This window comes from Thermodesulfobacterium sp. TA1 (assembly GCF_008630935.1).
Classification (GTDB): domain Bacteria; phylum Desulfobacterota; class Thermodesulfobacteria; order Thermodesulfobacteriales; family Thermodesulfobacteriaceae; genus Thermodesulfobacterium.
The window spans coordinates 347,567-369,108 of record NZ_CP043908.1; the positions used below are offsets into that span (position 1 = coordinate 347,567).

Consider the following 21,542-nt stretch of genomic DNA (forward strand, 5'->3'; position numbering starts at 1 on the left):
TGAAAAAGTTTTTCTAAAATTTAATACATTTTTTCTTGACATCAAGATTTAATTTCATAAAATAACTTATATCGTTATTTAAAAGTGGAGGAAAAGATGAGAAGCAACCGTATCAAAAAGGGTATAGAAAGAGCTCCTCATAGGTCTTTATTGAAAGCTTTAGGTTTTACTGAAGAAGAGCTAAACAAACCTCTTATAGGAATCGCTAATTCTTTTAATGAAATCATTCCAGGACATATCCATCTCAGGCAGATAGTAGAAGCGGTTAAAGCAGGTGTAAGAGAAGCAGGAGGGGTGCCTGTTGAGTTTGGAGTGATAGGGGTTTGCGATGGGATCGCGATGAACCATGAAGGAATGAAATATTCTCTCCCCAGCAGAGAAATTATAGCAGATTCTATAGAAATCATGGCTCATGCCCATGCTTTTGATGGGTTAGTTCTTGTTACCAGTTGTGATAAAATAACCCCTGGTATGATGATGGCTGCTTTTAGGATAAACATTCCTGCTATCATGATAGCAGGTGGTCCGATGCTTACAGGGATTTATAAAGGGCATAAGGTTAATCTTATTTCCGTTTTTGAAGCTATTGGGAAGGTTCAAAAAAAAGAGATGACAGAAGAAGAACTTAAACAACTTGAAAGCTGTGCTTGTCCTACCTGTGGTTCTTGTGCAGGTATGTTCACCGCTAACTCCATGAATTGTCTTTCTGAGGCTATAGGGATAGCTTTACCAGGTAACGGGACTATACCTGCGGTGTTTGCTGATCGTATCCGTTTAGCTAAAGAAACAGGAAAAAAAATCATAGAATTGGTAGAAAAAGGACTTACCCCCAGGAAACTTATTAACAAAAAATCTTTTGAAAATGCCATAGCGGTAGATATGGCCCTTGGGTGTTCTACCAACACAGTTTTACATCTTATGGCTATAGCAAAGGAGGCTAAAGTAGATTTAGATTTAAAGGTTTTTGATGAGATTTCTAAAAAAACGCCGGTTCTATCTAAGCTTATTCCAGCAGGGCACCACAGTGTAGTAGATTTACATTTTGCCGGTGGTATTCCTGCGGTTTTAAAGGAGCTTTCTAAGTTAGGTATTATACATTTAGACGTAAAAAACGTTTCTGGAAAGCCCTTAAAACAGCTTTTAAAGGATGTAGAGGTCCTGGATAGAGAAGTGATAAGGTCGGTAGAGAATCCCTATCAGAAAGAAGGTGGAATTGCTATTCTTTATGGTAATTTGGCCCCTGAAGGGGCGGTGGTAAAAACTAGTGCAGTTTTGCCGGAAATGTTAAAACACACCGGTCCTGCTAGAGTGTTTAATTCTGAAGAAGAGGCGTATCAAGCCATTTTAGCAGGAAAAATCAAAAAAGGAGATGTAGTGGTTATAAGATATGAAGGTCCTAAGGGTGGACCTGGAATGAGAGAAATGCTTTCTCCTACTTCAGCTATAGTAGGGATGGGGTTGGGTGGTTCTGTAGCCCTTATTACTGACGGTAGGTTTAGCGGAGGAACCCAAGGGGCTTGTATAGGCCATGTTTCCCCAGAGGCTGCCGAAGGAGGTCCTATTGCTTTGGTTAAGGATGGGGATTTGATAGAAATAGACATCCCTGAGAGAAGGCTTGAGCTTAAAGTTTCAGAAAAGGAGCTTGAAGAACGTAAGAAAAAATGGAAGCCACTTCAGAAAAAAGTAGAAGGAGTATTGAAAAAATATCAAAGTTTAGTACAATCAGGGGCAAAAGGAGCTATCTTAGAATGAACTTTTTACAGTATCTGGGAAAAAGATTTTTAAAAGTTGTTGAAGATGCCGGTGGAATTTTTCTCTTCTTTTTAAAAAGTCTGGTTTATTTTTTTATTCCTCCTTTTAGGTTTAGACTTTTGATTAAACATATGGAGTTTATAGGGGTTAAATCTTTTTGGGTGGTTTTTCTTACTGCTCTTTTTTCAGGGATGGTAACCGCTTATCAAGTAAACATTGCCCTTGCCAAAGTAGGTTCTCAAAGTATCTTAGGTGGAGCAGTAGCCTTAACCCTTACTCGAGAGTTAGGCCCTGTGCTTACCGCCATAGTAGTGGTAGCCAGAGCTGGTTCGGCTATCTGTGCAGAGCTTGGAAGTATGAGGATTACCGAACAGATTGATGCCCTTAAAATTATGGCGGTTAACCCTATTCAGTATCTTCTTAGCCCAAGGCTTTGGGCTTCTATCTTGGTTTTGCCTTTGCTTACCGCAATAGCCGATTTAATCGGTATTTTAGGTGGATATGTGGTAGGGGTTTTTTTGGTAAAGATAGACCCTGGGCTTCTTACTGCCAGAATGGTTGATATGGTAGAGTTTAAAGACATCATGAGTGGTATCATAAAGTCTATCTTTTTTGGGGCCTTTTTGGTAAGTGTATGCGGGTATAAGGGATATAATGTAAGAGGAGGAGCTGAAGGGGTTGGCAGGGCTACAACCGAAGCGGTGGTAGTTTCTACGGTAGGTATTCTGGTGATGGATTATATCTTAACCACTCTTTTCTTTTAGAGGTATAGATGATAGTCATCAAAGGTCTTAAAAAAAGTTTTAACGGGTTTGAAGTTTTAAAAGGGGTAGACCTTACCATCCCTGAAAACAGCATCACCTTTATCATGGGACAAAGTGGAACCGGTAAAAGCGTTCTTTTAAAGCATATAGTAGGGTTGCTTAAACCTGATGCAGGAGAGATTTGGTTTGAAAATCAAGATATAACCAAGCTTTCTGAAAAAGAATTGCAAAAGGTCAGAAAAAACATAGGATTCTTGTTTCAAGAAGGGGCTTTGTTTGATTCTATGACGGTAGGCGAAAATGTGGCTTTCCCTTTAAAGGAACATTTTAAATTAAGTCCTAAAGAAATAGATACCCAAGTGGATGAGCTTTTAGAGGCAGTAGGACTTCTTACTTCAAAAAACAAATTTCCGTCTGAGCTTTCAGGAGGAATGAAAAAAAGAGCAGCTTTAGCCAGGACCCTTGCCTTAAAACCTAAAGTCATCCTTTTTGATGAGCCTACCACCGGACTTGACCCTATTTTACAGGTTTCTATTTTACAACTGATAAAAGAAATAAAGGAAAAATATCAGCTTACCTGTGCGATTATAAGCCATGATGTAGCTTTAGCTTTAAAGTTTGCAGACTATATTGCTTTTTTACATCAAGGGGTTATCCTAAAAATGGGAACCCCCGAAGAGATAAAACAGGCAGAAGAAGAGTTTATTAAAACCTTTTTAATAAGCGCGTTGTTATAGAAAAGAGGAGGTGAAGACATGACAACTAAAGGGTCTACAGAAATAAAGGTGGGTTTTTTTGTTTTAATAGGTATATTAGCCCTTTTTTATCTTACCTTTAAGCTTGGGGAGGAGTTTTTTACCCCTAAAGACAGTTATAAACTTTATGCAGTTTTTGAAAACGTTTCAGGGCTGGCTAAAGGAGCTAAAATAGAGATGGCTGGAGTAAACATAGGTAAGGTAGGGAATATAGAGCTTACCCCTGAAGGAAAGGCAAAGGTAGAACTTTTAATCTATAGTAAGTATAAAGTGCAAGATGACGCAGAGGCTTACATAAAAACTTACGGGGTTTTAGGGGATAAATTTGTAGAGATAAAACCAGGTTTTTCAAAAAACTATCTTGCACCCCAAAGCATGATAGCTAATACCCATAGTGCGATTTCGGTAGATGATTTGTTGGCTAACTTAGGACCTACAGTAGAAGGGTTGAAAGAACTTTTAGGTACTGAAGAAGGAAAACAAAATCTTAAAATTTTGGTGGCTAACATAAAAGAAGCCTCTGAAAGTTTTAAGGGTATTGCTTCTAAGATTGAAAAAGGACAGGGAACTTTGGGTAAACTGGTTACAGACGATAGCCTTTATGCCAATCTTAAGGATACGACAGAGCATTTAAAGTTAATCGCTAAACAGATAGAAAGTGGGCAAGGAACCCTTGGTAAATTGGTTAAAGACGACCAACTTTATAAAAGTCTTACCCAAACGGTAGCCAATTTAGAAAAGGTTTCAAAAAAATTGGAAAGAGGAGAGGGTACCTTAGGGAAACTAATGCATGATGAGAGCCTGTATAAAGATTTACAAGAAGTATCTCGAAATCTAAAAGATATAACCGCAAGGATAGAAAGGGGAGAAGGGACTTTAGGTAAACTTTTAAAAGATGATTCTCTTTATGTAGAAGCTAAAAAGACTTTAAAAAGCGTTAATAGAGCAGCGAAAGGAGTGGAAGAACAGGTTCCTATTAGTGTGTTGGGAACGGTAGCTGGGGCAGCGATGAAATAAGGATTAAAGGTTAAAAACTGCCTTAGCTTTAAATTTCTTTATTGCAGGAAAAGTTTTGATTTCTATCAGATATTTTTGAGTTAAAGTGTTTATTAAATCTTGAAATTTACTTTCTGAAGGGGTAACTACGGTAAACCAAAAGTTTAGTCTATGTTCTCTAAGATAGGCATGGGTAACCTCTGGAAGTTCAGCGATTTCAAAGGCTATGTTTATTTTATCTTTAGGAATAGAGGCTGCACAAAGGCAGGTAAAATATCCTAATTTAACCGAGTTTACCGTGGCACCAAAATGTCTGATGATTCCCTTATTGTGTAAGTTTATTAAAACTTCTATGATTGTTTTTTCTGAAAGATTTAACTTTTGAGCCAAGCCTTGAAAAGGTCTTTCTTCTATCGGAAAGTCTTGTTGTAATAGGTTCAGCAAAGCCTTTTCTTGTTCTTGAGAAATACAAAACTTTTTTTCCATTTAATTTTTTCCTTCTTTTAAGATTTGTTTTTCTATGATAATATAAAAACTAATTCTTACAACGGAGGATAGTGATGGAAATAAAGGCTAAAGAAATTTTTAGCTTCCTTCCTCATCGTTATCCGTTTTTACTAATAGATAAAATTTTAGAACTTGATAAGGAAGGAGAGTATATAAAGGTTTTGAAAAACGTAACCATTAATGAGCCTTTCTTCCAAGGCCATTTTCCTGGGAATCCTATAATGCCGGGAGTTTTAATTTTAGAGGCAATGGCTCAAGCGGCTGCTGCAGGACTTAAGGTGATTTTTCCGGAATACAAAGATAGGCTTTTTGTGTTTGCAGGGGCTGATAAGGTAAGATTTAGACATCCGGTATATCCAGGAGATACTTTAATCTTAGAAGCTAAAGGTTTTAAGAAAAAAGGTCATATTATTAAAACTTATGCCGTGGCTAAGGTGGGTGATAAGGTAGTAGCCGAGGCAGAGTTGATCGCAGGCTTAAAAGAGGAGGATTAAACATCATGGCTAAAATCCATCCTACCGCTTATGTAGACCCTTCTTCGGAAATAGACGAAGGGGTAGAAATAGGCCCTAATGTTTATATTGGTCCTAAAGTTGTTATAGGAAAAGGGACGGTTATCAAGGCTAACTCTTATATAGAAAAAAACACCACAATAGGCGAGAATAACGTTATAGGTCCTTTGGCTGTTATAGGTACTGACCCTCAACATTTAGGTTATAAGGGCGAGGAAACCTTGGTAGAAATAGGAAATGGAAATGTTATCAGGGAATTTGTTACCATCCATAGAGGAACTTTGTATGATGATGGTATTACCAGAATAGGAAATAATTGTCTTTTAATGGCTTATGTTCATATTGCCCACGACTGCAAGATAGGGAATTATGTAGTGATGGCAAACGCTGCAACCTTAGGAGGGCATGTAAGGGTAGGTGATAGGGTGGTTATGGGTGGTTTTTCTGCGGTACATCAGTTTTGCAGGATAGGTTCTTATGCCTTTATAAGTGCTATGACAGGTATCGATAAAGATGTCCCTCCTTATGTAAAGATTTTTGGGGTGCCCGGTAAGATACAAGGAATAAATTTAGTAGGTTTAAGGAGGGCAGGGTTTACTAAAGAAGATATAAGAAAAATTTCTCAAGCCATAGGTTTTTTCCTTGACGCACCTGCTACTATTAAAGAAGTGGCACTCGAGTTAAAAGAGATTTTTAATGACGACCCAGTGGTTAAGGAGCTTATCCAATTTTTAGAGAACCCCTCGCGTCAAGGTATTATGCGGAGAAAACCTTTCGAAGGCGAAGAGGCCTTTTAAGGCTTATGGAAACCCGATCGATAGGTCTTATCTCAGGTGAAGGTGAGTTTCCTTTGATTTTAGCCCGCACTTTAAAAAAACAGGGATATGAAGTGGTAGCGGTTTGTTTTTCTAAAGAACAAAAGGGAAAGCTTGTTCCTTTGGTAGATAAAGTAGAAGAAATTGGGATAGGACAGTTGGGAAAACTTATTAGTGTTTTTCGAAAAGAACAGATAAGAGACTTGGTTTTCTTAGGAAAGATAGATAAAAGTAAAGCTTTAAAGATAGGAATACCAGACCTAAAGGCTTTTTTTTTGTGGAAGCGGCTTAAAAATAGAGAAGATAACGCCATATTAAAGGCTGTAGTGGAAGAGTTAGAAAAAGAAGGGTTTAAGGTAAGAGGTCCTGCAGAGTTCTTAGGAGAATTTTTGACCCCAGAAGGAGTTTTAAGTAAAAGGATCCCTAACGAAGAAGAATGGGAAGATATTAAATACGGTTTTTTTATAGCTAAAAAGATAGGGGCTTTAGATATAGGACAGTGTGTGGTGGTAAAAAACAAGATGACTGTAGCTGTGGAAGCTATGGAAGGCACAGACGCTACCATTTTAAGGGCTGGTAGCTTAAAAAAAGATACGGTCGTGGTTAAAGTGGCTAAACCCATACAGGACTTGAGGTTGGACCTTCCGGTAGTAGGGTTTAAGACTATAGAAAATCTTGTAAAAGCTAAAGCTAAAGTTTTAGCTTTAGAAGCAGAGAAAACCTTTTTTCTTCAGCAAGAAAAAGCCTTAGAACTTGCAGATAAACATGGGATAGTTATCATAGGCTATAGAGGAGAAAATGGAGAAACTTAGGGTAGGAGTAATCGGTACAGGCCATTTAGGAAGGTTCCATGCAGAAAAACTTTCGCAAATAGAAAAGGCAGATTTAGTAGCTTTAGTAGACATAAACCCTAAAAAAGCTCAAGAAGTGGTTAAGAGATTAAGAGAAATAGGAAAAAGTCCTAATGTATTTTCTAACTATCAAGAGATCGTTCAGTTGGTAGATGCTGTAGCTATAGTTACTCCTACTTTTACCCATTATGAAATAGCAAAATTCTTTATTGAAAAAGAAAAAGCGGTTTTTTTGGAAAAACCGATTACTAATGATTTGAAATTAGCAGAAGATTTGGTAAATCTTGCTGAGAAAAAAAGAGTGCCTTTACAGATAGGTTATATAGAAAGGTTTCAAGGGGCGGTAAAAGAAGCGGTTTCCAAGGTAAAAAATCCGGTTTTTATAGAAGCCCACAGGCTTTCTCCTTTTACTGAAAGGAATTTAGACATAGACGTGGTTTTAGACTTGATGATTCATGACTTAGATTTAGTGCTTATGTTAAAACCTGGTAGAAAGGTTGAGTTTATTCATGCGGTAGGGGCGCCTTTTTTTACCAACCTTCCAGATATAGTAAACGTTAGGTTGGTTTTCGATGACGGCGCTACTTGCAATCTTACCGCCAGCCGTTTGTCTTTAACCAGACAAAGGAAACTGCGTATATTTGAAAAAGGAACTTATTCAGTGATTGACACCCTTGAAAAAAGTTTCCTATATGTAAAGGTTAATCCTATCACCCGAGAATATATACAAGAAAAAAAGAGTTTTCCTGAAGATGACCCTTTAAGAGAGGAACTTGTTTCTTTTGTAGAAGGGGTGTTAGCTGGAAGGCCTCTTTCTCCTAATGGAAAAGACGGTTTGAAATCTTTAGAGTTAGCGTTTAAGATAAGAGACCAGGTAGACCAAAACCTTAGAAGGTTTCTATGACTTCAGAGGCTTCTTGTAGGATTTTTATCCTTACCGGGGAATTATCTGGAGATTTATATGGTTCTCTTTTAATCAAGAGGATAAAAGAGATCAATGCAGCTTTTCAGTTCGTAGGTGTAGGTGGACCTAAGATGAGAAGTCTTGGAATAGACATACTTTTTTCTGCTGAGCCTTTAGCTTTAGTAGGGCTTCCTAATCTATCTGAACTTAAAAAATACTGGTTTGTATACAAAAAAATAAAGGAATTTTTAGCCAAAAAATTAGTAGATGTGGTAGTTTTGGTAGATTTTCCTGGATTTAACCTAAAGATAGCTAAATTAGCTAAAGAAATGGGATATCCGGTTATCTATTATGTAGCCCCACAGGTTTGGGCTTGGCATAAAAGTAGGATTAAAGTTTTAAAAAGGTATGTAGACAGGCTTTATGTGGTTTTGCCTTTTGAAAAGGAATTTTTTAGTTCTCAGGGGATACCTACTGTTTTTTTAGGCCATCCTATTTTAGACCTTATTAAGGTTAACCTATCTAAGGAGATGCTTTTTGAGATTTATGGTTTAGACTTAGAAAAACCTATCTTAAGTTTTTTTCCTGGAAGCAGAGAAAAGGAAATTCAAAGACATGTTCCCCTTTTCTTAAAGGTTTATCAAATAGTAAAAGAAAGAGTACCTGAAGTTCAGGGGATAATGGTTAAGGCTTTGGGATTAAAGGATTCCTTTATTTGGGAAGGCGCAAGGAAAGAATTAAAAGTAATAGAAAATACTCAGTATGAGGTTTTAAAACACTCAACAGCAGCCCTTTTGGCTTCAGGAACCATAACCTTAGAGGCTGCGGTTATCGGAACCCCTGCTGTAGTAACCTATTCTCTTCCTTCTTGGATGTTAACCTTGGCTAAAAGGTTGGTTAAGGTGCCTTTTATCAGCCTTCCTAATCTTATATTGGGAAAAGAAGTTTATCAGGAAATAGTTGGGATTAAAGAGCAAGAAAAGGTAATAGCCCAATCTTTGATTGAACTTTTGAAAGACCAAGATAAACAGAAAAAAATAAAGGAAGATCTGTCGGTTTTAAAAAAAGAAATAGGTCCTCCTGGGGCTAGTTGGAGGATAGCTGAAGATATGGCAAGGTATTTGATATCTTTAAAACGAAGGGTTTCTTGACAAATTAGATAAGTTTTTATATTATTTATTTTAATTTTTTTAGGGGGTAAACTATGGCTGAGGATTTGAAAAAGATGTATCGTACGATAGTTACAGACCATTTTCCTTCTGAGATAAGGATAACTTTTGGGGACCAAACTTTAATATATAAAAAGAGAACCTGGGAGATAGAGGTTGAACCAGGGGTTTGGGAAAGGCGAGGTTTAAGATATGGAGAAAATCCAGACCAAGAAGCGGCTCTTTATGAATTGGTAGCCGGTAATTTGGTGCTTGGAGAATGCGAGTTTATCCATCCTAACTTAGGGTTGGTTTCATCTTTAAAAGAACAAGATTTTATTCAGTTTGGGAAACATCCTAGTAAGACCAATCTTACGGATATAGACAGTGGTTTAAACATCATTAGGTATCTTAACGAAAAACCTTGTTGTGTTATCATAAAGCATAATAATCCCTCTGGAGTAGCCTATGGCAGTAGTTTGGAGGAAGCCTTTTTAAGAGCCTTTAAAGCTGACCGAATTGCAGCTTTTGGTGGGGCGGTGGTGTTAAACAAACCGGTAGATAAGGCTTGTGCTGAGGCGATAGCTTCTCAGTATTTTGAAGTAGTGGTAGCACCAGAGTACGAAGATGGGGCAATAGAGGTTTTAAAGGCTAAGAAGTCTTTAAGGATTGTAAGGATAAAAAGGATGGATAAACTTCAGGATTACCGAAATTATAAGACAGTAGAGTTTAAAAGCCTGATAGATGGTGGTCTTATAGTGCAAGTTTCTCAGAGTAATAAGATTAACCGTCCTGAAGATTTAAAGCCTGCGGTAGTGGTAAAAGATGGTATAGAATATAGATGCCTAAGGGAACCTGATGAGAGAGAGGTTAGAGACATGCTTTTTGGTTGGGCGGTAGAACTTGGGGTTACCTCTAACTCGGTGCTTTTCGTAAAAGATGAATGTACGGTAGCCATAGGAACTGGAGAACAAGATAGGGTAGGCTGTACTGAAATAGCTATTTTTAAGGCGTACACCAAGTTTGCCGACCTTCTTTGTTATGAGAAATATGGTATTCCGTACAAACAATTAGAGTTAGAAGTTGATAAGGGTTTGCGTCCAAAAGAACAAAAAGAACAGATAGATGAAGAGACTAAACAAAAAAAGGCAGGTTTGATTGGGGCAGTCATGGTTTCAGACGGTTTTTTGCCGTTTAGGGATTCGGTAGATGTGGTAGCTAAACAAGGGGTTACTGCGATTTTACAACCAGGGGGTTCAGTAAGAGACTGGGAGGTTATAGAGGCTTGTAACGAATATCAGATTGCTATGAAATTTACAGGACAAAGGGCTTTCAGACACTAAGTAAATTTTCTTTTTTGAGTTTTCAAGACTAATTTTACTAAGTAAAAAAGAAAAGGGGGAGGAATTTGTCATGAACAAAATACCTTTTACACCTGAGGGTTTAGAAAAAATAAAAAAAGAGCTTGAGCACCTCATCAAAGTAGAGAGGAGAAAGGTAATTAAAGCCATAGAAGAGGCAAGGGCACACGGAGACCTTTCAGAAAATGCTGAATATGAGGCAGCTAAGGAAAGACAGGCCCATATAGAAGGTAGGATACAAGAGCTTTCAGGGGTTTTGGCTAATGCTGAAGTGATCCCACCTTTAACTAAAACACCTGAAAGAGTACAGTTTGGGGTAAAGGTTAAACTTCTAAACTTAGATACTGACGAAATAGTGGTTTACAAGATAGTAGGACCTTATGAAACCGAACCTTCAAAGGGTATCATCTCGGTAAACTCTCCTATAGCTAAAGCACTTATAGGAAAAGAGATAGGAGATGAGGTGCAGGTAAAAACTCCTTCTGGAATAAAAAATTTTGAAATTTTAGACATAGAAATTTAAGTTTTCTCTTGTATTTTGATGTAATACTAATAAAATAGTGTTTAAACAACTTTAAGGGAGGTTCAAATGGATTTTTTGTCTAAAAAATATCTTTTTACCCCTGGGCCTGTTCCTGTTCCTCCTAAAGCTCTTTTAACGATGGCTCAGCCTATGACCCATCATAGGCTTCCAGAATTTTCTGAGATTTTAAAAGAGATAAGAGAAAATTTAAAATATCTTTTTCAAACCAAAAACAATGTTTACTTTTTTGCTTCTTCTGGAACCGGTGCGATGGAAGCAGCTATTTTAAACCTCTTTTCTCCAGGAGATAAGGTAGTGGTGGTTTCTGCAGGGAAGTTTGGACAGCGCTGGTTTGAGTTAGCTAAAACTTATGGACTTAATCCTATAGTAATAGAATTACCTTGGGGGAAAGCAGTAAGACCTGAACAAGTAGAAGAGGTTTTAAACTCGCATCCTAATGTTAAAGGTGTTTTATTACAAGCCTGTGAAACTTCTACAGGGGTTAAACATCCTGTAAGAGAAATTGCCCAACTTACCAAAGATAGAGAAACGGTGATAGTGGTTGATGCTATTACTGGTTTAGGGGTTTTTGACCTTCCTATGGATGAGTGGGGACTTGATGTGGTAATCACTGGTTCTCAAAAAGCTTTAAGCCTTCCTCCAGGACTTTCTTTTATAGCTTTTTCTGATAAAGCCATAAGTTTTTCAGAAAGGTCAACCTTACCTAAATATTATTTTTCTTTACAAAAGGAAAAAAAAGCCTATGAAAAGGATACTACCTCTTTTACTCCAGCAGTAAGTCTTCTCTTGGGATTACAGGTAGTTTTACAGAGGATAAAAGAGATAGGTCTTAAAGAGCTTTTTACTCATTATCACGTACAGGCTACCGCTTGTAGAGAGGCGGTAAAAGCCTTAGGACTTAAAATTTTCCCAGAGGTGCCTTCTGAATCCTTAACGGTAATAGAGGTTCCAGAAGGGGTTAAAACAGGAGACCTAATAAACTTTCTTAAGAACAAACTGGGGATTATTTTTGCAGGAGGTCAGGACCATTTAAAGGGAAAGATTATAAGAATAACCCATATGGGAGACCAGTCCTTATTTGACCTGCTTATAGCTATCTCTGCCTTAGAGGTAGGGCTAAATCTTTTTGGGTATCAGGTAGAATTAGGTGTTGGGGTTAAAGCATCTGAACAAGTTATTTTTGAACATTTAAGACAAAAATATTTTCAGGCTTAAAACAAAAAGGTTTTTAATTTTAAAATTAAAGTTTTTAAAGGAGGAAAAAGAAAGATGAAAGTTCTTATTTCAGACGCCCTTTCAGAAGAGGGTATAAAAGTTCTTGAAGAACAAGGTTTAGAAGTTATTTATAAACCTGGGCTACCTTATGAAGAGCTTTTAAACCTTATTGCTGAGGTTGACGGGCTTATTATAAGAAGTGCTACTAAGGTAACTAGAGAGGTTTTAGATAAAGCTAAAAAGCTTAAGGTCATAGGTAGGGCAGGCACAGGGCTTGACAACGTAGACCTTCAGGCAGCCAATGAAAAGGGAGTAGTGGTAATGAATGTGCCTGGAGGCAACAGCTTGGCAGCAGCTGAACATGCTTTAGCCCTTCTTTTTGCTTTAGCAAGAAAGATCCCACAGGCAGTAGCTTCTATTAAAGCAGGAAAATGGGAGAAAAAAAAGTTTATAGGAATAGAGGTAAACAATAAAATCTTAGGCATCGTTGGTTTAGGAAGGATAGGTGGAATCGTAGCAGAAAGGGCTTTAGGGCTTAAAATGAAGGTTATTGCCTATGACCCTTTTGTAACCCCTGAAGCTGCAGAAAAAAAAGGTATTGAGTTGGTCAGTTTAGAAGAGTTGTTCAAAAGAGCAGATTTTATTACTATTCACACCCCGTTGACCAAAGAAACCTATCATTTAGTGGATGATAAAGCCTTTGCTTTAATGAAAGACGGTGTTTATCTTATTAACTGCGCCAGAGGTGGTATTGTAGACGAAGAAGCTTTGTATAGGGCTATGGTTTCTGGTAAGGTAGCCGGTGCAGCCCTTGATGTTTTTGAAAAAGAACCTGTAGACCCTAACCATCCTTTGTTGTCTTTAGAAAATTTTATAGGCACCCCTCATCTTGGGGCTTCTACTGTTGAAGCCCAAAAGGTAGTAGCTGTAGAGATAGCTAAACAGGTATCAGATTACTTGACAAAAGGCATAATTAGAAATGCGGTCAATGTGCCCTCGATTAGTCCAGAGGCTTTAAAGGTCATAGGCCCTCTCTTTACTCTTGCAGAAAAGATGGGTCTTTTAGCTTCTCAGATTACTGAGGGGGCTATTAAGGAAATAGAGATAAGCTATAAAGGTGAAATATCTAATTTAGACATAAGACCGGTTACCATAGCCCTGGTAAAAGGACTTCTTTATCCCTTTTTAAAAGAAGATGTCAATTATGTAAATGCCCTTATCAGGGCTAAAGAGAGGGACATCAAAGTTATAGAATCTAAGATAGAGATGGCAGAAGACTTTACATCCCTTATAAGCCTTAAGGTAGTTCATACCGAAGGAACTACCATCGTAGAAGGGACCCTTTTTGGTAAAAAAGAACCTCGTATAGTTAAGATAAACGGTTTTAGGTTAGACGCTTTACCTGAAGGCCACATGCTTTATATTTTTAATGAAGACAAGCCTGGGGTTATAGGACAGATTGGAACCATATTAGGTAAACACAACCTTAACATCGCGAGAATGTATGTAGGACAAGACCCGATGAAACAAACCAACGTTATTTTGCTTAGCTTAAACCAACCTCCCACCATAGAGGCTTTAGAAGAACTAAGAAAATTAAATACGGTTTATTTGGTAAAACCTTTAGAATTGTAAAAAATGGAAAAATTAAACTTAAGAAATTATACCTTAGAAGAACTTGAAACTTTAATTTTAAGCCTTGATGAGCCTAAATATCGTGCAGAACAAATTTTTCATTGGATTACCTGTAGAGAGGCTACAGATTTTGATCAGATGACCAATCTCCCTAAGGGATTAAGGACAAAGCTTTCTACCCATTTTTCTTTAGAATTGCCAGAAGTAATAGAAAAAATCTCAGATACAGAAGGAACAACTAAATTTGCCTTAAGGCTAAGAGACGGAGAAATCATCGAAACTGTGGTTATTCCTGAAAGGGATCATTATACTCTTTGTGTATCCACCCAGGTAGGCTGTGCGATGGGTTGTAAGTTTTGTCTTACTGCTAAAGGGGGTTTTAAAAGAAATTTAGAGGTGTATGAGATACTTGCTCAAGTAGTTATAGGACGTTTATATCTTAAAGAAAAAGGCAGTGTTTTACCTTTAAGAAATATTGTGTTTATGGGAATGGGTGAGCCTTTAGCTAACTATGAAAACCTGATAAAGGTTTTAAAAATCCTGGCCCATCCTTTAGGGTTTAATTTTTCCAAAAAGAGGTTGACCATTTCTACGGTAGGGTTGGTAAAGGAAATCCGAAAATTAGCCATCGATTTCCCGACTGCTTTAGCGGTTTCTCTCCATGCTCCTAACGATGAATTAAGAAAGAACCTTATTCCTGTAGCTAAAAAATATCTTCTTAAAGAGCTGTTAGAGGTTATCAAAACTTTCCCCAGAGTAAAAAACGGACGTACTACTATAGAATATATTCTTTTAAAAGATGTAAACGATAGTCTTCAACATGCTAAGGAACTTGTAAAACTTTTTAAAGGACTTCCTATTAAGATTAACCTTATTCCTTATAACCCTCATCCAGAACTTCCTTTTGAAAGGCCAGACGAAAAACAGGTAGAAAGGTTTCAACGGTTTTTATTAGACCATGCCATCCTTACTACCGTAAGAAAAAGTAAAGGCCTTGAGATTTCTGCAGCTTGTGGTCAGTTAAAAAGAAGACTATCGACTAATGCCATATACCTGCAATAGAAAATCCGCAGACAGGGCAAAGTCCATCGTTTTGCAGGTTAATCCTTAAAGCTCGTAAACTTCTTCGTTCTATTAAAAGGGTTTGACATTTAGGACAATAGGTGTTTTCATAAGGATTGCCTGGAACATTACCTATGTATACATAGTTTAATCCTACTTCTTTTCCTATTTCATAGGCCCTTTGTAAGGTTTCTATAGGGGTAAAGTCCTTGTCAAGCATCTGGTATTGGGGATAAAACCTTGAGAGATGCCACGGGGTGTTTTCATCAAGTTCAGTTTTTATAAAGATAGCCATGTCTCTAAGTTCAGAAGGGTCGTCATTTTCTCCTGGTATGATAAGAGTAGTTATTTCTACCCAAATACCTTTTTTCTTTAGATACTTTAAATTATCAAGCACAGGTTGAAGTTTAGCCTTGCAAAGCTTGCGATAAAAATTTTCTCTAAAGGATTTTAGGTCTACGTTTATTCCGTGTAAGTAAGGACTGATATAGTCTATGGCTTCTTTGCTCATGTAACCGTTAGAAACAAACACGTTTTTAAGTCCATATTTAGAGGCTAATTTAGCACAGTCATAAGCAAACTCAAAGAAAACCGTAGGCTCTGTATAGGTATAAGATATACTTTTTGCTTCTTCTTTTAAAGCCCTTTCTACTACTTCCTTAGGGGAAGTTAATTTTCCGGCGATACCGTCGTAAAGATGAGGATATTGAGAAATTTCAAAGTTTTGGCAAAAGGTACACCTAAAATTACACCCTACCGTAGCGATAGAGTAGCTCCAGCTTCTTGGTAAAAAATGATAAAGTGGTTTTTTTTCTATGGGGTCTAAATGTTGAGCTATTACTTTTCCGTAAACTAAAGAATAGAGTATGCCTTCTTCGTTTTTTCTAACCCCACAAAGACCTACACCGTTTTTAGGTATTATACATCGATGATTGCATAGATTACATTGGACTTTTTTTTCTGTTAAAGTTTTATAAAAAAGCGCTTGTCTCATTTTTAATCCCTTCTATATTAAAATAAAAATTTTTTTAGAAAATTCAATCTAAGAATTTTTTGATCGTTTAAAAAGAGTTTTCATTTTTTAAAAAAAGGTTAAAATGAAAAAGCTATGAAGGGGATAGACACAAAGCCTTGGGGTGGAAGGTTTCAAGAAGAGGTTGATAAATTTTTTGAAGAGTTTTCTGAGTCTGTTTCTTTTGATCACGAATTAGCTCAGTATGAAATAAAGGCAAGCCTTGCATATGCCGAAGCTTTGAAAGAGGCAGGCGTGGTTTCAGAAGGAGAATTTCTTGCCATCCAAAAAGGTCTCCTTGAGATAGAGGAAGAACTTAAGTCCGGAAAGTTTGTTTTTCGTAAAGAATATGAAGACGTACATATGAACATAGAAAAGGCTTTATTTGAAAAAATAGGGGAGGTAGCTTACAAACTTCATACAGGAAGAAGTAGAAACGAGCAGGTGGTAACTGATTTTAGGCTTTATTTAGTTGACCGAGTAAAGGAATTAAAGGTTGAGCTGAAAGGTTTGATGGAGACCATCGTAGCCAAGGCAGAAGAGTATTATGGAATAGTAATGCCTGGATTTACCCATCTTCAGCATGCCCAACCGGTTCTTTTTTCTCATTGGATAATGGCTTATTATGAAATGATGAGGCTCCATTTTCAAAGGTTAGAAGACTACGAAAAGCGTCTCAAAATCTGCCCTCTTGGGAGTTCTGCTTTTGCTGGTTGTGCGTTTAGGATAGACCGAAAAAAGCTTTCTCAGAGGCTTGGATTTTTAGAGCCAACCAGAAATAGTGTTTTCGCGGTTAGTTCTCGAGATTTTGCTTTAGAGCTTCTTTTTATATTGAGCCTTATTATGGTAGACCTTTCTCGTTGGTGTGAGGAGATTATTCTTTGGATGAGTCCTGAGTTTTCTTTTATAGACCTCCCTGATAGGTTTTGCACCGGAAGTTCTCTTATGCCTCAAAAGAAAAACCCTGACGGAGCTGAGCTTATTCGTGGTAAGGCCTCCTCAGTAGAGGCAGCTTTTACCCAAGTTTGGGGATTGATGAAAGGACTTCCGTTGAGTTATAACCGAGACATGCAAGAAGATAAACCTCCGGTTTTTAGGGCTGTTAAGACTACCTGGCAATGTTTAAGGCTTATGTCTTTGATGGTTGCTGGGCTGGTTTTAAAAAAAGAAAACATAGAAAAACATCTTCCTCAAGGATATCTTTTGGCTACAGAATTGGCTGATTATTTAGTTTATAAAGGCATTCCTTTTAGAAAGGCTCATCATATAACCGGACAAATAGTTTACTATGCTGAAAAAGAAGGTAAAAACTTAGAAAATTTAACCCTTCATGAATTTAAACAGTTTTCTGATAAAATAGAAGAAGACGTTTATGAATGGCTTACCATAGAAAACGCCATAAAAAGAAGAGAAATCTGGGGTGGTACAGGGTTTAATGTAGTAAAGCAGGTTATAGAAGCCGCTAAAAAAGAACTTTCTGAAAGTTTACATGTTTAACGAAAAAAAAACGGAAGAAAAAAAAGACCTTTCCAAGATTATTCCTCATGTTTTATTATGTTATGACGGAAGCCCTTCAAGCTATCGTGCTTTATCTTATTTAAAACAGGTTTTTCATCAAACAGAGATAGACATAACTATCCTTAAGTTGATAGAACATCCGGATATAGGTTCTCTTCAGTGGGAGACTAGTCTTATTAAAAAGTTTAAAAAAGAAGAGGAAATAGAAAAAAGGGCTCGAGAGGTTTTTCTTAACGCAGAAAAAGAATTAAAAGAGGTAGCTAATTCTTTGGAAAAATACGTAAAAGGAAAGGTTTCATTTAAGGTGCAGTTTCGTGTAGGACATCTGGCGGATGATATTTTAAGAGTAGCTCGAGAAAATCTTTTTGATACGATAGTAGTGGGAAGAAGGGGGCTTTCTAAACTGAGTACTTATTTTATCGGAGGGGTAACCCATAGATTGCTTGAAAGATGTTGTATACCGGTGTGGCTAATCAGAGGAGAACAATGGAATAAAAAGTTTTTAGTAGGGTTAGACCTTGGGGAAATGGGTTTAAAAGTGGTAGATTATGTAAGTTTTATCCTTTCTTTTCATCCAGAGGCTGAGATTACTTTCTTTCATATTTTTTATCCTTTTTCATCTAATCAAACTTTTGAAGGATCCTTTGTTGAGGCTTTAAAAAAAATAACCCATCCTGAATACCAAGATTTTTTAGTTAAAGCCAATAATCTTCTTGTAGAAAATGGTTTAGACAATAAAAGGGTAAAACTGGTCATGAAAAGAGGACTTTTTGGCCCGGCAGGAGAAATCATCAAGATGGCTAAAAAAGAAGGCTATTCTAATATAGTTCTTGGAAGAAGGGGAAGAGGAGGGCTAACCAAGTTATTCCTCGGTTCGGTAAGTCATAAGGTAGCTACCTATTTTGAAGACCGTGCGGTCTGGTTGGTTATATAAACTTCATATTATCGGGAAAACATATGAAATGTCCTGTCTGCAAAAAGAAAACAAACCTAAAGGATAATCCTTATCGCCCCTTTTGTTCTAAGGAATGTAAATTTGCAGACCTTTACAACTGGCTAAACGAGGAGTATAAAATAAAAGAGGAAATAGAATGGTTAGAAAAGAATCTACCTAAAAATGTAGATGAAGTAAAAAAGGAGGAATAAAACTCATGAGTTTAGCCTATGAATATGAGATAGCCGTTATCGGAATAGGCCCTGCTGAATACAGGCAGGGTTACATTCCGGCAGAAGGAAACATAAGGTAGTTTTATTGGGAAAGTTGGAAGAAAGTGCTCTTTGGCAGGCACATATAGAAAACTACTTTGGTTTTTCCGAAAAAATAGACGGAAAGGTTTTGCTTGAAGAAGGTTTGAAGGCTATAAAAAAGGTAGGCGTAGACCTAGTTTTTGAGGATTTAGTAGCTATAGAACCCTTAGAAATAGGTTTTAAGCTTACTACTGAAAAAGAAAAAACGATTACTGCTCTTTCTTTAGTGCTTGCAATGGGAGTGAAAAGAAAAAAGAAGGTGTTTAAACAAGAAGAGAAGTTTGTAGGTAAAGGGCTCTCTTATTGTGCTGACTGTGATGCCTGGTTTTATAAAGGGAAAAAAGTTGTGGTTTTAGGAGATGGTAGTGCTGCCATCCACGGAGCTAAGATTTTAAAAAAATTTGCTGAAAAAGTTTATTTTTACGGTTTAAAGCCTTTTTCTGAAGGGGAACTTTCTGAATTAAGGACTGTGGGGATAGAAGTTTTAGAAAAAAAACCGGTAGAGATTGTAGGAGAGACAGAGGTAAAAGGAATTTTTTTAGAAGATGGGTCTCAAATAGAATTAGACGGAATATTTATAGAGATAGGCGCAAAAGGCCCTATAGAGCTTCTCGCCCCTATAGGTATTGAGCTTGACCCAGAGACCTTTAGCTATGTCAAAGTAGATAGAAAAATGCAAACCAACATTAAAGGGGTTTTTGCCTGCGGAGACCTTACCGGTCCGCCTCTTCAGTTGGCTAAGGCAGTAGGAGAGGGATGCGTAGCAGGACTTTCTGCCTCAGATTACGTGAAAGAAGTATTAAAGAAAACTAAGGAGGGATAAAAATTATTTGGTATAAAAAATTAGAAATCTCTTTAGAAAATCTAAAAAAGAACCTAAAAGCTTTAAAAGGGCTTTTACCCGAAGGGACTAAAGTCCTTCCTGTTATCAAAAATGATGCCTATGGGCATGGGCTTATAGAAGTGGCTAAAACCCTTGCTAAAGAAGGTGTTTGGGGTTTCGGGCTTTCTGAACCTCAAGAGGCTTATTTTTTAAGAAAGGCAGGTTTTAAACACCCCTTACTTCTCCTTTCTGGATTTGAAAAGGACTGGTTAGAAGAAATGTTTCGCCTTGAGATAACCCCGGTGGTTACTAATTTTAAGGCCTTAGAATGGCTTGAGGAATTAGGTAAAAAAAACGAAAAAAAAATTAGTTTTCATCTCAAAGTAGATACGGGAATGCATCGTTTTGGAATAAGTAAAGAAGAGTTAACGAAGACGATAGATAAGATTAAAAACAGCAGTTTTTTACATTTAGAAGGGATTATGACTCATCTTGCTTGTTCTGAAAAACCAGACTCAGAACTTACCCAATCGCAACTTTCTAATTTTAAAAAGGCTTTAGAGATTTTACATCAGGCAAACCTTGTTCCTTCTTATGTGCATTTTGCAAACTCAGGAGGGATTATTTTTTCATCTGAAAAGGGAAATTTAGTAAGGCCAGGAATTAGTCTTTATGGAGGGTATCCAGACCTTTCCGCTAAGGAGAAGATTAAATTATATCCTGTGATGACTTTAAGGTCACGTATCGTTGAGTTAAAAAAACTTCGAAAAGGAGATTATGCAGGCTATGGTCCTACGTTTAAGGCAGAAAGGAATACCCTTTTAGGTATAGTACCGGTAGGCTACGGAGATGGATATTTAAGAAGTCTTGGAAATAAAGGTTTTGCCTTTTTTAGAGACAGAAGGGTGCAGGTAGTAGGTACAGTTTCTATGAAAGCCCTTTATGTTGACTTAACTGAGATTGAGTCTCCTCAAATAGGAGAAGAGATTATACTTCTTGGTGGAGACAACCGAGAGGTTCCTGCTGAGGAACTGGCTATGCTTGGAGGAACTATTTGTTATGAGCTTCTTTGTGGTTTAGGAAGGGCTATACCAAGAGAATATCGATAAGGACAGGCTTATGTTTAACATAGGTTTTTCAGAGTTAGTAGTTCTTTTTTTGGTGGCACTTATTGTGCTTGGACCTGAAAGACTACCAGAACTGGGGAAATTTTTGGCAAAACTTTCTATAGAGCTTAGAAAAAGTATAGAAGAGATAAAGAGAGAGCTTGAGGTTGACGAGGTAGGAAAAGAGATAATAGAGGCTAAAAAGGAAATAGAAACCTTAAAAGAAGAGGCAACCTCTGTTATAGATGTACCTATAAAAGAAATTTACGAAGATCCTTTAAAAGGCCTTACGAAAAAGGATGAGCAAGATAAACCTTCCTAAAATTTTTGCGGTAGATGTTTTAGCTAAAATAAGAAGAGAGATAATCTTTTATGGTTTAACTTTTTTATTGCTGTGGTTTGGTTTTTTTTTGGCTTTACCATATTTGTTCCCTTATTTACTTTTTCCTTATTTTAAAGTAATCGAAGGTCAGCCTTTAGTATTTACTTCTTTAGAAGAGGCTCTTTTTGTGTTGTTAAGAGCTTCTTTTTATTTAGCCCTTATCGTAATCTTACCTTTTTTTCTGCTAAAGCTTTGGAAGGTAATTTCTTCAGAGTTTTACGAACCAGAAAAGGTATTTTTTAAAAAAGTTTTTTTTCTTTCTTTAGGTCTTGCTTTATTGGGGCTTGCGGTAGGATATTTGGTTTTTATCCCCTTTATTATAAAAATTTTTTTATTTTTTGGTAGCAATTTTGAGGCTAATCTTAAGATAAATTATTTTTTATTTTTTGTTTTAAGGGTGCTTCTTTTTTCGGTAGTTTTTTTTCAACTTCCTTTGCTTTTTGCTTTACTTATTAAAGAAGGAATCATAACCAAGGAGTTTTATCAAAGACGTAGACTTTATTTTTTAGGTTTTTGTTATGGGTTATCTTTGCTTATTGCACCTACCGATTTTTTTTCTCAGGTCTTGTTAACTTTAATTTTTTTCTTATTTTTTAAACTATCCTTTTTGTTAGCTAAGATTTTTTAAAAAC

The 21,542-nt window shown here is 36.9% G+C and carries 23 protein-coding genes; 21 read left to right on the forward strand and 2 right to left on the reverse strand.

Annotated features, from left to right (window positions below; all coding sequences use genetic code 11):
- Positions 1-96: 96 nt before the first annotated feature.
- The 4 genes from ilvD to F1847_RS01850 are packed head-to-tail and all read left to right on the forward strand — an operon-like array spanning position 97 to position 4,288.
- Positions 97-1,752 carry a dihydroxy-acid dehydratase gene (gene ilvD / locus F1847_RS01835; protein WP_150071405.1) on the forward strand — a complete coding sequence of 552 codons (1,656 nt, stop codon included), beginning with the start codon at positions 97-99 and terminating at the stop codon, positions 1,750-1,752.
- Positions 1,749-2,516 carry an ABC transporter permease gene (locus F1847_RS01840; protein ID WP_150071406.1) on the forward strand — a complete coding sequence of 256 codons (768 nt, stop codon included), beginning with the start codon at positions 1,749-1,751 and terminating at the stop codon, positions 2,514-2,516. The genes ilvD and F1847_RS01840 overlap by 4 nt, the downstream gene beginning before the upstream one ends.
- A gap of 8 nt (positions 2,517-2,524) precedes the next feature.
- Positions 2,525-3,253 carry an ABC transporter ATP-binding protein gene (locus tag F1847_RS01845; protein WP_150071407.1) on the forward strand — a complete coding sequence of 243 codons (729 nt, stop codon included), beginning with the start codon at positions 2,525-2,527 and terminating at the stop codon, positions 3,251-3,253.
- Between the two features lie 18 nt (positions 3,254-3,271).
- A complete protein-coding gene (locus tag F1847_RS01850; RefSeq protein ID WP_150071408.1) occupies positions 3,272-4,288 on the forward strand; it encodes an MlaD family protein in 1,017 nt (338 codons plus the stop codon).
- 3 nt (positions 4,289-4,291) lie between these two features.
- Here the strand turns inward: F1847_RS01850 and F1847_RS01855 are convergent, their stop codons facing one another.
- The gene (locus F1847_RS01855; RefSeq protein WP_150071409.1) at positions 4,292-4,753 is read right to left on the reverse strand and encodes an Lrp/AsnC family transcriptional regulator; all 462 of its coding nucleotides are present in this window, start codon (positions 4,751-4,753) and stop codon (positions 4,292-4,294) included.
- Positions 4,754-4,827: 74 nt separating this feature from the next.
- Between F1847_RS01855 and fabZ the strand changes: the two genes are divergently transcribed.
- The 10 genes from fabZ to rlmN all read left to right on the forward strand — a co-directional run bounded on the left by fabZ (position 4,828) and on the right by rlmN (position 14,821).
- Complete coding sequence (gene fabZ, locus F1847_RS01860) at positions 4,828-5,268, forward strand: 3-hydroxyacyl-ACP dehydratase FabZ (protein WP_240702828.1); 441 nt, start codon at positions 4,828-4,830, stop codon at positions 5,266-5,268.
- A gap of 5 nt (positions 5,269-5,273) precedes the next feature.
- A complete protein-coding gene (gene lpxA / locus F1847_RS01865) occupies positions 5,274-6,083 on the forward strand; it encodes an acyl-ACP--UDP-N-acetylglucosamine O-acyltransferase (protein ID WP_150071411.1) in 810 nt (269 codons plus the stop codon).
- 5 nt (positions 6,084-6,088) lie between these two features.
- The gene (locus F1847_RS01870) at positions 6,089-6,913 is read left to right on the forward strand and encodes an LpxI family protein (RefSeq protein WP_150071412.1); all 825 of its coding nucleotides are present in this window, start codon (positions 6,089-6,091) and stop codon (positions 6,911-6,913) included.
- A complete protein-coding gene (locus tag F1847_RS01875; protein WP_150071413.1) occupies positions 6,900-7,856 on the forward strand; it encodes a Gfo/Idh/MocA family protein in 957 nt (318 codons plus the stop codon). The genes F1847_RS01870 and F1847_RS01875 overlap by 14 nt, the downstream gene beginning before the upstream one ends.
- On the forward strand, positions 7,853-9,007 hold the full coding sequence (gene lpxB / locus F1847_RS01880) for a lipid-A-disaccharide synthase (protein ID WP_150071414.1): 1,155 nt from the start codon (positions 7,853-7,855) through the stop codon (positions 9,005-9,007). Before F1847_RS01875 ends, lpxB begins: the two co-directional genes overlap by 4 nt.
- Positions 9,008-9,060: 53 nt before the next feature.
- Positions 9,061-10,347 carry an IMP cyclohydrolase gene (locus F1847_RS01885; RefSeq protein WP_150071415.1) on the forward strand — a complete coding sequence of 429 codons (1,287 nt, stop codon included), beginning with the start codon at positions 9,061-9,063 and terminating at the stop codon, positions 10,345-10,347.
- 70 nt (positions 10,348-10,417) lie between these two features.
- Positions 10,418-10,888 (forward strand): transcription elongation factor GreA, encoded by a 471-nt coding sequence (gene greA, locus F1847_RS01890; protein WP_150071416.1) that lies wholly within the window; start codon positions 10,418-10,420, stop codon positions 10,886-10,888.
- Positions 10,889-10,954: 66 nt separating this feature from the next.
- On the forward strand, positions 10,955-12,124 hold the full coding sequence (locus F1847_RS01895) for an alanine--glyoxylate aminotransferase family protein (protein ID WP_150071417.1): 1,170 nt from the start codon (positions 10,955-10,957) through the stop codon (positions 12,122-12,124).
- 54 nt (positions 12,125-12,178) lie between these two features.
- Positions 12,179-13,759, forward strand: coding sequence for a phosphoglycerate dehydrogenase (gene serA, locus F1847_RS01900; protein WP_150071418.1), 1,581 nt, complete (start codon positions 12,179-12,181; stop codon positions 13,757-13,759).
- A 3-nt stretch (positions 13,760-13,762) separates the two neighbouring features.
- The gene (gene rlmN, locus F1847_RS01905; RefSeq protein WP_150071419.1) at positions 13,763-14,821 is read left to right on the forward strand and encodes a 23S rRNA (adenine(2503)-C(2))-methyltransferase RlmN; all 1,059 of its coding nucleotides are present in this window, start codon (positions 13,763-13,765) and stop codon (positions 14,819-14,821) included.
- Here the strand turns inward: rlmN and amrS are convergent.
- Positions 14,799-15,815 (reverse strand): AmmeMemoRadiSam system radical SAM enzyme, encoded by a 1,017-nt coding sequence (amrS, locus tag F1847_RS01910; RefSeq protein WP_150071420.1) that lies wholly within the window; start codon positions 15,813-15,815, stop codon positions 14,799-14,801. The two genes, rlmN and amrS, sit on opposite strands and share 23 nt — an antisense overlap.
- A gap of 114 nt (positions 15,816-15,929) precedes the next feature.
- Here amrS and argH point away from each other — a divergent pair, with 114 nt between their 5' ends.
- The 7 genes from argH (at position 15,930) to F1847_RS01945 (ending at position 21,538) form a co-directional block, all read left to right on the forward strand.
- On the forward strand, positions 15,930-17,330 hold the full coding sequence (gene argH / locus F1847_RS01915; protein WP_150071421.1) for an argininosuccinate lyase: 1,401 nt from the start codon (positions 15,930-15,932) through the stop codon (positions 17,328-17,330).
- Positions 17,323-18,285, forward strand: a complete 963-nt coding sequence (locus F1847_RS01920; protein WP_150071422.1) for a universal stress protein — start codon at positions 17,323-17,325, stop codon at positions 18,283-18,285. Before argH ends, F1847_RS01920 begins: the two co-directional genes overlap by 8 nt.
- Before the next feature lie 23 nt (positions 18,286-18,308).
- Positions 18,309-18,497 carry a DNA gyrase inhibitor YacG gene (yacG, locus tag F1847_RS01925; protein ID WP_150071423.1) on the forward strand — a complete coding sequence of 63 codons (189 nt, stop codon included), beginning with the start codon at positions 18,309-18,311 and terminating at the stop codon, positions 18,495-18,497.
- A 106-nt stretch (positions 18,498-18,603) separates the two neighbouring features.
- A complete protein-coding gene (locus F1847_RS01930) occupies positions 18,604-19,422 on the forward strand; it encodes an NAD(P)/FAD-dependent oxidoreductase (RefSeq protein ID WP_168194234.1) in 819 nt (272 codons plus the stop codon).
- Between the two features lie 26 nt (positions 19,423-19,448).
- Entirely contained in the window at positions 19,449-20,531 is a 1,083-nt protein-coding gene (gene alr, locus F1847_RS01935; RefSeq protein WP_240702871.1) for an alanine racemase, read from the forward strand.
- 10 nt (positions 20,532-20,541) lie between these two features.
- On the forward strand, positions 20,542-20,850 hold the full coding sequence (tatB, locus tag F1847_RS01940) for a Sec-independent protein translocase protein TatB (RefSeq protein ID WP_150071426.1): 309 nt from the start codon (positions 20,542-20,544) through the stop codon (positions 20,848-20,850).
- Positions 20,828-21,538, forward strand: a complete 711-nt coding sequence (locus F1847_RS01945) for a twin-arginine translocase subunit TatC (protein ID WP_150071427.1) — start codon at positions 20,828-20,830, stop codon at positions 21,536-21,538. The genes tatB and F1847_RS01945 overlap by 23 nt, the downstream gene beginning before the upstream one ends.
- Positions 21,539-21,542: the final 4 nt, after the last annotated feature.

Excerpts from the sequence above, each read along its gene's own strand:
- lpxA (WP_150071411.1), top strand. The coding sequence starts at position 5,274 with ATGGCTAAAATCCATCCTACCGCTTATGTAGACCCTTCTTCGGAAATA.
- F1847_RS01885 (WP_150071415.1), top strand. The coding sequence starts at position 9,061 with ATGGCTGAGGATTTGAAAAAGATGTATCGTACGATAGTTACAGACCAT.
- fabZ (WP_240702828.1), top strand. The coding sequence starts at position 4,828 with ATGGAAATAAAGGCTAAAGAAATTTTTAGCTTCCTTCCTCATCGTTAT.
- F1847_RS01850 (WP_150071408.1), top strand. The coding sequence starts at position 3,272 with ATGACAACTAAAGGGTCTACAGAAATAAAGGTGGGTTTTTTTGTTTTA.
- greA (WP_150071416.1), top strand. The coding sequence starts at position 10,418 with ATGAACAAAATACCTTTTACACCTGAGGGTTTAGAAAAAATAAAAAAA.
- lpxB (WP_150071414.1), top strand. The coding sequence starts at position 7,853 with ATGACTTCAGAGGCTTCTTGTAGGATTTTTATCCTTACCGGGGAATTA.
- F1847_RS01855 (WP_150071409.1), bottom strand. The coding sequence starts at position 4,753 with ATGGAAAAAAAGTTTTGTATTTCTCAAGAACAAGAAAAGGCTTTGCTG.
- F1847_RS01920 (WP_150071422.1), top strand. The coding sequence starts at position 17,323 with ATGTTTAACGAAAAAAAAACGGAAGAAAAAAAAGACCTTTCCAAGATT.
- F1847_RS01870 (WP_150071412.1), top strand. The coding sequence starts at position 6,089 with ATGGAAACCCGATCGATAGGTCTTATCTCAGGTGAAGGTGAGTTTCCT.
- F1847_RS01895 (WP_150071417.1), top strand. The coding sequence starts at position 10,955 with ATGGATTTTTTGTCTAAAAAATATCTTTTTACCCCTGGGCCTGTTCCT.
- F1847_RS01845 (WP_150071407.1), top strand. The coding sequence starts at position 2,525 with ATGATAGTCATCAAAGGTCTTAAAAAAAGTTTTAACGGGTTTGAAGTT.
- amrS (WP_150071420.1), bottom strand. The coding sequence starts at position 15,815 with ATGAGACAAGCGCTTTTTTATAAAACTTTAACAGAAAAAAAAGTCCAA.
- ilvD (WP_150071405.1), top strand. The coding sequence starts at position 97 with ATGAGAAGCAACCGTATCAAAAAGGGTATAGAAAGAGCTCCTCATAGG.
- rlmN (WP_150071419.1), top strand. The coding sequence starts at position 13,763 with ATGGAAAAATTAAACTTAAGAAATTATACCTTAGAAGAACTTGAAACT.
- F1847_RS01840 (WP_150071406.1), top strand. The coding sequence starts at position 1,749 with ATGAACTTTTTACAGTATCTGGGAAAAAGATTTTTAAAAGTTGTTGAA.
- serA (WP_150071418.1), top strand. The coding sequence starts at position 12,179 with ATGAAAGTTCTTATTTCAGACGCCCTTTCAGAAGAGGGTATAAAAGTT.
- F1847_RS01875 (WP_150071413.1), top strand. The coding sequence starts at position 6,900 with ATGGAGAAACTTAGGGTAGGAGTAATCGGTACAGGCCATTTAGGAAGG.
- tatB (WP_150071426.1), top strand. The coding sequence starts at position 20,542 with ATGTTTAACATAGGTTTTTCAGAGTTAGTAGTTCTTTTTTTGGTGGCA.
- argH (WP_150071421.1), top strand. The coding sequence starts at position 15,930 with ATGAAGGGGATAGACACAAAGCCTTGGGGTGGAAGGTTTCAAGAAGAG.
- F1847_RS01945 (WP_150071427.1), top strand. The coding sequence starts at position 20,828 with ATGAGCAAGATAAACCTTCCTAAAATTTTTGCGGTAGATGTTTTAGCT.
- yacG (WP_150071423.1), top strand. The coding sequence starts at position 18,309 with ATGAAATGTCCTGTCTGCAAAAAGAAAACAAACCTAAAGGATAATCCT.